The sequence below is a fragment of the Streptosporangium sp. NPDC050148 genome (assembly GCF_055586505.1).
Map to the genome: position 1 here is coordinate 1 of NZ_JBVJIA010000014.1, position 10,823 is coordinate 10,823.

Below are 10,823 nucleotides of genomic sequence, written 5' to 3' on the forward strand. Positions count from 1 at the left end.
TGGTTGGCGGTGCCGCCGCAGGTCCAGATCTGCAGGCGGGTGCCGTTGGCGCTGGACTGGCCGGTGGCGTCCAGGCACTTGTTGGCGGCCGGGTTGACCAGGTCGCGTGCGCCGCTGTGGACCCACTGCTGGGCGGAGGTGCCGTTGCAGTCGTAGAGCTGGATCTGCGCCCCGTCGGCGGTGGAGGCCGCGGTCACGTCCAGGCACTTGCCCAGGGCACGGATCGTGCCGTCGGTGCCGATCGTCCACTGCTGGGCGCCGGTGCCGTTGCAGTCGTAGAGCTGCACCGGGGTGCCGTTGGCGCTGTTGGCGCCCGCGACGTCCACGCACTTGCCGGCGATGCCGGTGATCTGACCGGTGCGGCCACCGGTGCCGCCCTGGGCGTAGACGCGGACGTAGTCGACGGTGAGCTGCTGCGGGAAGGTCGTGGACGCGTCCGGGGAGCCGGGCCAGTTCCCGCCCACGGCCAGGTTGAGGATCATGTAGAACGGGTGGTCGTAGACCCAGGGGTTGCCCCTGGTGTCGGCGGGCGTCTTCCTGGAGTACTGCACGCCGTCGACGTACCAGGTCACCGAGCCGGGCTCCCAGTCGACGGTGAAGGTGTGGAAGGCGTCGGCGAACGCCTGCCCGGCGGGCAGGTCGTAACTGCCGCTCAGCGGGTTGCCCCCGGAGTAGCCGGGGCCGTGCAGGCTGCCGAGCACCTGCCCGGGGACGCTGCCGACGTTCTCCATGATGTCGATCTCGCCGTTGGCCGGCCAGCCGGCGCCCCCGGTGCCCAGCATCCAGAACGCCGGCCACATGCCCTTGCCGCGCGGGAGCTTCATCCGCGCCTCGAAGCGGCCGTAGGTGCGGGTGAACGTCGCGGCCGTGGTCAGCTTGCCGGAGGTGTACTCGCAGGAGCCGTACCAGCAGCCGTAACCGGACGGGTTGCCCTTGCGCGCGGTGATGACCAGGTTGCCGGCGCCGTCGTGGGCGATGTTCTGGGTGCCCGTGGTGTAGTACTGCCGCTCGTTGTTGCCCCAGCCGCCGCCGCCCACGTCGTGGCGCCACTTGGCGGCGTCCGGGGCGGTGCCCGCGGCGGCGTTGAACTCGTCGGACCAGACGAGCGGGCCGGGAGCGGCCGAGGCGCGGGCGGTGACGGCCTGGGGGCCGGTCGCGCTCGCCGGGGAGGGGACCAGGGCGGCGGAGGTGAGGGCGAGCAGCGTCGCCGTCAGCAGGCCGCCGATCCGCGCGAGCGGTCCGCGCGCGCGTCGCGGGCCGCCCGGGGAGGCCGGGGAGGGGGTCGGGACGGTGGAGATCATGGGCTGTTCCTTTCGGACCGGTGTCGACCGGCGGGGGGTGCCATGGTCTAGAAGCCGGCGGTGACGCGGGTGAAGTCCCAGTCGGCCTGGGCGATGCCGCTGCAGTTGGAGGTCACCCCGCCGCCGGGGCAGGGACGGTCGCGGTTGACCGACCAGTAGGCGAAGCGGGTCAGGCCCTTGGAGCGGGCCCAGTCGCGGATCTGGGTCCAGGTCGCCACCGTGGTCAGTTCCTGCTGGTCGGACAGGCCGTTCATGCCGGAGATGCCCATCCGGGCGTACGCCTGCGCGTCGCTCCAGCCGTGGGCGGCCTTGAGCGCGTTCTTCAACCCCTCGGAGGCGTTGACGGTGTCGGTGTAGATGTTGGAGCTGCCGAAGTCGAACGGCATGATCGTGTAGTTGTCGATCGGCACCGCCAGCGCCCTGGCCTGGTTGATCAGGCGGATGCCGTGGGCGTTGGGGCCGGTGGTGGTGGTGCCGAAGGTGACGGCGATCTTGACGCCGGGGTTGTTCTGCTTGACGATCTTCAGGCCGTTCAGGATGCGGTCCTGGACGGTGTAGTTCTCGAACTCGTCGCTGTTTTCGATGTCGAAGTCCACCACCGCGGGGCCGACGGCGTTGATGACCTGCTGCACCGCTCCGGCGAACGCGGCCGGGGTGGCGCAGTTGGGTCCGAGCTTGTTGCCCGACCAGCCGCCGAAGGAGATCTGCACGCTGCCGCCCGCGGCCTTGATCTGACTGATCGCCTGCGCGTCGGCGCCGCCGGTCAGCGGCCGGTTACCGTCCCAGGCCGGGGTACAGCCACCGCTGGAGAGGATGAACGCCATCGTGAACGACTTCACCCCGGTCGCGCTCATCACCGCGGCAGGACTGGGCGGGTTGCCCCAGCCCATGTACAGGTAGGGCGCCCCGGGCATCTTCCCGGCCGGGCCGGGGTCGGTGCCGCCGTCGGCCGGGACGTTCCACTTCTGGTTGGCGGTGCCGCCGCAGGTCCAGATCTGCAGGCGGGTGCCGTTGGCGCTGGACTGGCCGGTGGCGTCCAGGCACTTGTTGGCGGCCGGGTTCACCAGGTCACGTGCGCCGCTGTGGACCCACTGCTGGGCGGAGGTGCCGTTGCAGTCGTACAGCTGGATCTGCGCCCCGTCGGCGGTGGAGGCCGCGGTCACGTCCAGGCACTTGCCCAGCGCGCGGATCGTGCCGTCACCGTTGCGGCTCCACTGCTGGGCCGCGGTGCCGTTGCAGTCGTAGAGCTGCACCGGGGTGCCGTTGGCGCTGTTGGCGCCCGCGACGTCCACGCACTTGCCGGCGATGCCGGTGATCTGACCGGTGGCCGCGGCGGCCGGTGGCGCGGCCAGCACGCCGGTGACGGCGAGCAGGAGGGCGGTGACCGTCCCGCCGAGGGCGGCCGGGAGCGAGACGCGCCGACGCCGGGGAGGCCGGGGGGAGGGGCGGGTGGCGTCCATGCGCGGACTCCTTCCGTCGTGGGAGGTGACGTCCCGGCGACGACGCGACCCGCTGCGCGGGGAGAGCGTGACCGGCGTCACGACCCGTGTGGGGGGTGACGTGCGAATGCCGCCGGACGCGGTGAGCGTGTCACGTACCGCGGGCGGCCCGGTGGGCCTGCCGCGCGGGGTGCGCACGACGCGTCCTGGCCCTGCCGCGACGGATACGGCGGGGAGAACGGCTCGGCGGGCGGGGGCGCGGTCCGCGCGCCGCCCGGGCGGGGGTCAGGCCGGGGCGCCCACCGGCGTCCGGTTCGAGGGGGAGCGAGTCATGGGGGGGTCCCTTCGAGGCAAGGTCTCGCTTGCCGGAACCATAGGTCAGCCTTCGTTCTCGGGTCAATACAAGCAGTAAAAAAAGCGGTGCCGACGGGCCGGGGCGCGTGCGAGGGGTCGCGTGAACTGCACGACGACGCCGGGCCTGACCTGGGGGAGGGGCGCGTCCCGGGGCGCTCCTGTCAGGGACGGCCGTCAGGGGCCCGCGTCACCGGCGTCACCCGCCGTCCGTCTCGATCTTCCGTATGGTGTGATGTCCGGTAGGTGGCGGTTCCCGCGCGCCACCCGGCGGCAGGGCGGCGACAGGGCCGCACGCGTCCGACATCGAGGGTGCGCTCATGCTTCGTGGAGACAGGGTCCTGCTCAGAGCCGTCACCAAGGAGGACCTGGTCCCGCTCCACCGGCTGCACGAGGACGTGGAGACCAGGGTCGGCGCCGTCCCGGCACCCTGGCTCCCCGAGACGATCGAGCGGGTGACCGCCCGGTACGAGAAGCGGGAGCCCGACCCGGCCAACGTCGAGTTCGCCGTCCAGGCCGTGTCCGGCGAGCTGGTCGGCATCGGCATCGTCTGGGGCGTCGACACCCTCAACCGCAACGGGCACCTGGGCATGTCGCTGCTCCCCGAGGCGCGCGGCCACGGGTACGCCCCCGAAGCGCTGAGGCTGCTGTGCGACTACGCCTTCCGCATCCGCGGCCTGCACCGCCTCGGCCTGGAGACGCTCGTCACCAACACCGCGATGATCGCCGCCGCGGAGAAGGCCGGCTTCCGGCGCGAGGGCACGCTCCGCGGCAACGCCTGGGTGGCCGGGACCTTCGTCGACGAGGCGCTGTTCGGCCTGCTGGCCGCCGAGTTCACCGGCCCGCGCGCCGACGGGGATGTGTGAGAGCGTTGTCGTCGTCCCGGGCCGGATCCCGGGTCCGCGTACCGGAGGTGTCCCGTTGAAGACCTGGCTCCCGATCGGCCTCGGCGTCCTGCTCGTCCTGGTGGGCGGCCTGTGGGCGCTCCAGGGTCTCGGCCATGTGGGCGGCAGTTTCATGAGCGGCGCCCGCGAGTGGACGTGGATCGGCCTGGCGGCGTTCGCCGCCGGTCTCGTCATCGTCGTCTCCGCCCTGCTCCGGCGCCGCCGCTGACCCCGCCCTCGCGGGCGGGGCCTGCGGCGTCCGGACCCGCCCGGGGGCGCGTGACGCCCCACGGGCCGGGGGTGCGATCAGGGGCGCTTGCCCGAGCCGTCGAGCCCGGCCCGGCGCAGGGCGTCGGCCATGGCGCCGCCCGGCGCGTTGCGCGACTGCCCCCCGCGGTCCTGCCGCTGCCGGTCGCCGCCCCCGCGTCCCTGGCCCCCGCGTCCCTGGCCCCCGCGTTCCTGCCCGCCGCCACCGCCCTGACGCTGCCCGCCGCCGTCGCGCCCGTCGCGGCCCTGCTGGTCACCGCCGCCCTGCTGGTCACGCCGGCCGCGCGGGCCCGCGGGCTTGACGTCGTCCTCCAGGCGCAGGGTGAGCGAGATGCGCTTGCGCGGGATGTCGACGTCGAGCACCTTCACCCGGACGATGTCACCGGGCTTGACCACCTCGCGCGGGTCCTTGACGAAGTCGTACGAGAGCGCCGACACGTGGACCAGGCCGTCCTGGTGCACGCCGACGTCGACGAACGCGCCGAAGGCGGCCACGTTGGTGACCACGCCCTCCAGCAGCATGCCGGGCACCAGGTCGGAGAGCTTCTCCACGCCCTCCTTGAACGTCGCGGTCTTGAAGGCCGGGCGCGGGTCGCGGCCCGGCTTCTCCAGCTCGGCGAGGATGTCGGTGACGGTCGGCAGGCCGAAGGTGTCGTCCACGAACTCCTGCGGGCTCAGCGTCCGCAGCACCGTGCCGTTGCCGATCAGCGTGGAGACGTCGCCGCCGGTGCGCTTCAGGATGCGCCGGACCACCGGGTAGGCCTCCGGGTGCACGCTGGAGGCGTCGAGCGGGTCGTCGCCCTCGCGGATGCGCAGGAAGCCCGCGCACTGCTCGAAGGCCTTCGGGCCGAGCCTGGCCACCTCCTTCAGCGCCCTGCGGGAGCGGAACGGGCCGTTGGCGTCGCGGTGGGCGACGATGTTCTCCGCCAGGCCGGAGCCGATGCCCGAGACCCGGGTCAGCAGCGGCGCGGACGCGGTGTTGACGTCGACGCCGACGGCGTTCACACAGTCCTCGACCACCGCGTCGAGCGAGCGGGAGAGCTTGGTCTCGGCGAGGTCGTGCTGGTACTGGCCGACGCCGATCGACTTGGGGTCGATCTTGACCAGCTCGGCCAGCGGGTCCTGCAGGCGCCGGGCGATCGACACGGCGCCGCGCAGCGACACGTCCATGCCGGGCAGCTCCTGCGAGGCGAACGCCGAGGCGGAGTAGACCGACGCGCCCGCCTCCGACACCATCACCTTGGTCAGGCCGGGGACCAGCTTCACCAGCTCGGCGGCGAGCTTGTCGGTCTCGCGCGAGGCGGTGCCGTTGCCGATGGAGACGAGCTCCACGTCGTGCTTCTTCGCCAGCGCGGCCAGGACGGCCAGCGACTGGTCCCACTGGCGGCGCGGCTCGTGGGGGTAGATCGTGGCGGTCTCCAGCACCTTGCCGGTCGCGTCGACCACCGCGACCTTCACGCCGGTGCGCAGCCCGGGGTCCAGGCCCATGGTGGCGCGGCTCCCGGCGGGCGCGGCGAGCAGCAGGTCGCGCAGGTTGGCCGCGAACACCCGCACCGCCTCCTCCTCGGCGGCCTGCCACATGCGCATCCGCAGGTCGATGCCGAGGTGGACGAGGATGCGGGTGCGCCAGGCCCAGCGGACTGTGTCGGCCAGCCACGCGTCGGCGGGCCGTCCCCGGTCGGCGATGCCGAAGCGGTGCGCGATGCGGCCCTCGTAGGTGCCGGTGGGCTCCGGCTCGGGCTCCAGGGTGAGGGTGAGGATCTCCTCCTTCTCCCCCCGGAACATCGCCAGGATCCGGTGCGAGGGCAGCTTGGTGAACGGCTCGGCGAAGTCGAAGTAGTCGGAGAACTTGGCGCCCTCCTCCTGTCTGCCCTCGCGGACCGCCGCGACCAGGCGCCCCTTCGTCCACATCCGCTCGCGCAGCTCGCCGACCAGGTCGGCGTCCTCGCTGAACCGCTCGACCAGGATCGCGCGGGCGCCGTCCAGCGCGGCCGCGGCGTCGGCCACGCCCTCGCCGACGAACGCCTCCGCCGCGGCCCTCGGGTCCACGGACGGGTCCGCCAGCAGGCCGTCGGCGAGCGGTTCGAGACCGGCCTCCCGGGCGATCTGCGCCTTGGTCCGCCGCTTGGGCTTGTACGGGAGGTAGATGTCCTCCAGCCGGGCCTTGGACTCGGCCGCCATGATCTGCGCGCGCAGGGTGTCGTCGAGCTTGCCCTGCCCCTCGATGGACTCCAGGATCGCGGTGCGCCGCTCCTCCAGCTCCCGCAGGTAGCGCAGCCGTTCCTCCAGCGTGCGCAGCTGCGTGTCGTCGAGCATCTCGGTGGCTTCCTTGCGGTACCGGGCGATGAACGGCACGGTGGCCCCGCCGTCGAGCAGGTCCACCGCCGCCCGCACCTGGCGCTCGCGCACACCCAGCTCTTCGGCGATCCGCTGATGAATAGACGTGGTCACGATCTCTCTTCCTCCGTGGTGGCAGGGACCAAGCTACCGCCTCGCCCGCCGCACGGCCGGATGTCAGCTCGTGGAGGAGATCACCGAACCCTGGTAGGTGGACTCGATGAACTTCTTCACCTCGGGTCCGGCCAGGAGCTCGGCCAGCTTCTTCACCCGGGGGTCGTTCTCGTCGCCCGGACGGACGACCAGCCCGTTGGCGTACGGGTTGCCCTCGGCCTTCTCCAGCACCAGCGAGTCTCCGGCGGGCTTGAGGTCGGCCTCCAGGGCGTAGTTGCCGTTGATCACCGCGGTGTCCACGTCCTCGAGGGAGCGCGGGAGCTGGGCCGCCTCCAAGGGCTTGAACTGGAGGTTCTTGGGGTTGTTCGCGACGTCGCGCTCGGTGGCGGCGGTCCCGACGCCCTCCTTGAGGGTGATCACGCCGTTGTCCTCGAGCAGCTTGAGCGAGCGGCCCAGGTTGGTCGCGTCGTTGGGCACCGCGACCGTGGCGTCGTTCGCCAGCTCGGTCACGGCCTTGATCTTCTTGGAGTACAGCCCGAGCGGCTCCAGGTGCACGGCCTGGACGAAGGTCAGCTCCCCGCCGCCCTTGGACTTCAGGAAGTCCGCCAGGTACGGCCGGTGCTGGAAGTAGTTCGCGTCCAGCTGGTCCTCCTGGAGCTGCACGTTCGGCTGCACGTAGTCGGCGAACTCGACGATCTCCACCTTGATCCCGGCCTTGGCGGCCAGGTTGTCGCTGACGTACTTGAGGATCTCCGCGTGCGGCACCGGGCTCACGCCCACCTTCAGCGGCGCGTCCGCGGCGGCCGACGCCCCCGACGCTCCGGACGTCGCCGCGGTGCCGCTGCCGGTCCCGGTCGAACCTCCGCAGGCGGTCAGGGTCAGTGCGAGTACGGCCGCGGCCGTGGCCCCCATCAATCTGCGCATCCCCGTGATCTCCTTGTCTGTGTGAAAGCCCGCGGGCGTCCGTGTGGGACCCCGCGGGTCGTCCGTGTGAAAGCCCGTGGGTCGTCCGTGTGGGACCACCCCCGCGGGTCGTCTGTGGGAAAGCCCATGGGGTCCGTGTGGGACCCCGCGGTCATCTGTGTGAGAGCCTGCGGGCGACGGCGTCGCCGAGGATCTGGATGAGCTGGACCAGAACGATCAGCAGGACGACGGTGACGACCATGACGCCGGTGTCGAACCGCTGGTAGCCGTACCGGATGGCGAGGTCGCCGAGGCCGCCGCCGCCGATCGCGCCCGCCATCGCGGAGTAGCTGATCAGCGCGACGACGGTGACGGTCAGCCCGGCGACCAGTTCCGGCAGGGTCTCGGGCAGCAGGACCTTGGTGACCACGGTGACCCGCCGCGACCCCATCGCCTGCGCGGCCTCCACCACCTCGCGGCCGACACCGCGCAGCGCGGTCTCCACCAGCCGGGCGTAGAACGGGACGGCCCCGAGCGTCAGCGGGACGATGGCGGCCACGGTGCCGATCGTGGTGCCGGTGATCAGCCGGGTGAACGGCAGGATCGCCACCATCAGCACGATGAACGGCAGCGAACGCCCCACGTTCACGACCGCCCCGAGCACGGCCTTCACCGCGGGCATCGGGGTCAGGCCGCCGCGGTCGGTGGTGACCAGCAGCACGCCGATCGGCAGGCCGAGCACCGCCGTCAGCAGCGTCGACCAGAACACCATCTGCCCGGTCTCCAGGGTGGCCTGCCCCAGGATCGGCAGCAGCTCCTCGAACGTCACGGCCCCTCCACCAGTACGCCGCGGCCGCGCAGGTGGTCGAGCGCGGCGGCGGTCTCCCTGCCGTCGAGCCCGACCCGCAGCCGGCCCACGGACACGCCGCGCAGCTCCTCCAGCGAGCCGCCGAGAATGTTGACGTCCACGTCGAACTTCCGCACCAGGCCGGACAGCACCGGCTCCCCGGCCTGCCCGGCCGCGAAGGTCAGGGTGACGCTGCCCGGTGGCGCGGGCTCGGGCAGCGGGAAGATCTCCCGCGTCAGCAGGGACCCGGGCCGGGCGATGAGGTCGTGGACGAGCCCTGACTCCAGCACCTTGCCGTCCCGCATCGTGGCCGCCGAGTCGCACACGCTCTTGATCACCTGCATCTCGTGCGTGATCAGCAGGATCGTCAGCCCCAGCTCGGTGTTGAGGCGCCGGAGCAGGGCCAGGATCGACTGCGTGGTCCCCGGGTCGAGGGCGCTGGTCGCCTCGTCCGACAGCAGCACCTTCGGCCGGCCCGCGAGCGCCCGGGCGATGCCGACCCGCTGCTTCTGCCCGCCGGAGAGCTGGGCCGGGTACGCCCCGGCCTTGTCCGACAGCCCGACCAGCTCCAGCAGCTCGGCCACCCGTGTCCGGCGCTCGGCGCGCGGCACCTTGGCCACCTCCAGCGGGAACGCCACGTTCGCGGCGACCGTACGGGAGGACAGCAGCGCGAAGTGCTGGTGGATCATCCCGATCCGCTGCCGGGCCTCGCGCAGCTCGGCGTCCCCGAGGACGGTCAGGTCCTGCCCGTCGACGGTGACGGTGCCTCCGGTGGGCCGCTCCAGCAGGTTGACACAGCGCAGCAGCGTGCTCTTCCCGGCCCCGCTCTGCCCGAGGACGCCGAAGATCTCGCCCTCGCGAACGTCGAGGTCGACCCCGTCGAGCGCGACCACGCCGGTGCCGTACACCTTGCGAAGATCGGAAACATGTATCACGGGTAGGTTATACCTGAAATATCGGTACAAATCTAATCAATACTCCGGCCGGGGAGGCCGGATCGGTCGTTCGGGAACGACCGCTTCCCTGTGGGGCCGGGGCTTCCGGGGTCGGTGTGCGGGGCGGTTTCCGGGGCCGGGACGGGTCGGGAATGCCCGACCAGTGAAAACCGTTATCGCCCGCATCGTACGACATGTCTTCCCGAGAGGAGCCCGCAGTGGCCAGCAACGAGGCACGCCCGGTGATCAGGCTGAGGTCCACCGTGGGCACCGGCTACACCTACGTGACCCGCAAGAACCGGCGTAACGACCCCGACCGGCTCACCGTCGTCAAGTACGACCCGATCGTCCGCCGGCACGTCCCGTTCCGAGAGGACCGATAGACCATGAAGAAGGACATCCACCCCGACTACCGCCCGGTCGTCTTCCGCGACCCGAGTGCCGGTTATGCCTTCCTGACCCGTTCCACCGTCCGGACCGGCAGGACGATCGAGTGGGAGGACGGGAACGTCTACCCGGTGGTCGACGTCGACGTCTCCTCGGCGAGCCACCCCTTCTACACCGGCCGCGGCCGGGTCCTCGACACGGCCGGCCGGGTCGAGCGCTTCAGGCAGCGCTACGGCGGGCGCTGAACCCCGTCCCTCCGGCCGGGCCGCGGGGCCGGGGAGGTTCTAGCCGCAGGTGATCTCGGTGAAGGTCGGGGGAGTGGCCGCGGTCCCGATGAAGCCGATCTCGGAGACGGTCTTCCCCGGCTTCAGGGGCGGCGCGTCGGCCGGGGCGTGGATCATCGCGACCGGCCCGCTCTGCATGTGCGTCCCCTTCCATGCCTGGGTGATCGTGACCCCGTGCGGCATCATCCACTGGATGTACCAGCCGCCCAGCGGCAGGTCGCCGTTGTTCTTGATCGTCGCCGCGCCCCGGTAGCCGCCCGGCCACGTCTCCACCAGGGTGACCGTCGCGCGGCATTCGGCCGCGGACGTGATCTGGGGATGCGGGGTGCCGCCCGTGGAGGACGACGAGGGCGGGGACGACGGAGCCGCGGAGGACGGTGAGGGCGGGGACGCCGGGGTGGCGCCGGAGGGGGTGGCCAGGGCCGCGTTCTGCGGGGCCGTGTTCTGCGGGGTGCCGCTCCGCGCGGGCGGGTGCGTGCCGGCGTGCCCGCCCTCCGCCGTACGACCGGCGCAGGCCGCCACCGGCAGGATCGCCGCCGCCGTGAGCGAGAGCAGACCGAGCAGCGACGTGATCCTCATGGTGGGCGGCACGGGACTTCCTTCGGGCGGGGCGGGGCGGGGTGGGGGCCCTACGGCGGGGCGGGACGGTCGTGAACGAGGTCCCGGGGGGGGGGCGTTGGCCACCGCCCGGGACCCCCCCCCCGTGTTGAGCGGTTTAGGGGGCTACGAGAGTGGCGGTGCTTCCCGACCCGGTGGAGACAAAAGGGTTCTAAC

The 10,823-nt window shown here is 72.1% G+C and carries 11 protein-coding genes; 4 read left to right on the forward strand and 7 right to left on the reverse strand.

The genetic code is table 11. The annotated features are described in order from the left end of the window. Both ACZ6RT_RS17395 and ACZ6RT_RS17400 read right to left on the reverse strand, forming a co-directional pair. Positions 1–1,301: family 16 glycosylhydrolase (locus ACZ6RT_RS17395; RefSeq protein WP_470154643.1), on the reverse strand; the 1,301-nt coding region annotated here is incomplete at its 3' end. A gap of 47 nt (positions 1,302–1,348) precedes the next feature. Then, on the reverse strand, positions 1,349–2,761 hold the full coding sequence (locus tag ACZ6RT_RS17400; RefSeq protein ID WP_470154645.1) for a ricin-type beta-trefoil lectin domain protein: 1,413 nt from the start codon (positions 2,759–2,761) through the stop codon (positions 1,349–1,351). A 650-nt stretch (positions 2,762–3,411) separates the two neighbouring features. Between ACZ6RT_RS17400 and ACZ6RT_RS17405 the strand changes: the two genes are divergently transcribed. Further along, positions 3,412–3,957, forward strand: coding sequence for a GNAT family N-acetyltransferase (locus ACZ6RT_RS17405; protein WP_470154646.1), 546 nt, complete (start codon positions 3,412–3,414; stop codon positions 3,955–3,957). Between the two features lie 55 nt (positions 3,958–4,012). Next, positions 4,013–4,204 (forward strand): hypothetical protein, encoded by a 192-nt coding sequence (locus ACZ6RT_RS17410; RefSeq protein WP_399194920.1) that lies wholly within the window; start codon positions 4,013–4,015, stop codon positions 4,202–4,204. 77 nt (positions 4,205–4,281) lie between these two features. On the opposite strand, the gene ACZ6RT_RS17415 is transcribed toward ACZ6RT_RS17410, so the two are convergent. The 4 genes from ACZ6RT_RS17415 to ACZ6RT_RS17430 form a co-directional block, all read right to left on the reverse strand. Continuing rightward, a complete protein-coding gene (locus tag ACZ6RT_RS17415) occupies positions 4,282–6,693 on the reverse strand; it encodes a Tex family protein (RefSeq protein WP_470154648.1) in 2,412 nt (803 codons plus the stop codon). A gap of 63 nt (positions 6,694–6,756) precedes the next feature. Then, entirely contained in the window at positions 6,757–7,617 is an 861-nt protein-coding gene (locus ACZ6RT_RS17420) for a MetQ/NlpA family ABC transporter substrate-binding protein (protein ID WP_470154649.1), read from the reverse strand. Positions 7,618–7,768: 151 nt separating this feature from the next. Further along, entirely contained in the window at positions 7,769–8,368 is a 600-nt protein-coding gene (locus ACZ6RT_RS17425) for a methionine ABC transporter permease (RefSeq protein ID WP_344895991.1), read from the reverse strand. A 53-nt stretch (positions 8,369–8,421) separates the two neighbouring features. Continuing rightward, positions 8,422–9,378, reverse strand: a complete 957-nt coding sequence (locus tag ACZ6RT_RS17430; protein ID WP_399194914.1) for a methionine ABC transporter ATP-binding protein — start codon at positions 9,376–9,378, stop codon at positions 8,422–8,424. Positions 9,379–9,596: 218 nt separating this feature from the next. Between ACZ6RT_RS17430 and rpmG the strand changes: the two genes are divergently transcribed. After that, positions 9,597–9,761 (forward strand): 50S ribosomal protein L33, encoded by a 165-nt coding sequence (rpmG, locus tag ACZ6RT_RS17435; protein ID WP_399194912.1) that lies wholly within the window; start codon positions 9,597–9,599, stop codon positions 9,759–9,761. 3 nt (positions 9,762–9,764) lie between these two features. Then, entirely contained in the window at positions 9,765–10,010 is a 246-nt protein-coding gene (locus ACZ6RT_RS17440; RefSeq protein WP_470154650.1) for a type B 50S ribosomal protein L31, read from the forward strand. Between the two features lie 39 nt (positions 10,011–10,049). On the opposite strand, the gene ACZ6RT_RS17445 is transcribed toward ACZ6RT_RS17440, so the two are convergent. Then, positions 10,050–10,640: a cellulose binding domain-containing protein gene (locus ACZ6RT_RS17445; protein ID WP_470154651.1), complete on the reverse strand. Its 591-nt coding sequence runs from the start codon at positions 10,638–10,640 to the stop codon at positions 10,050–10,052. Between the last annotated feature and the right edge of the window lie 183 nt (positions 10,641–10,823).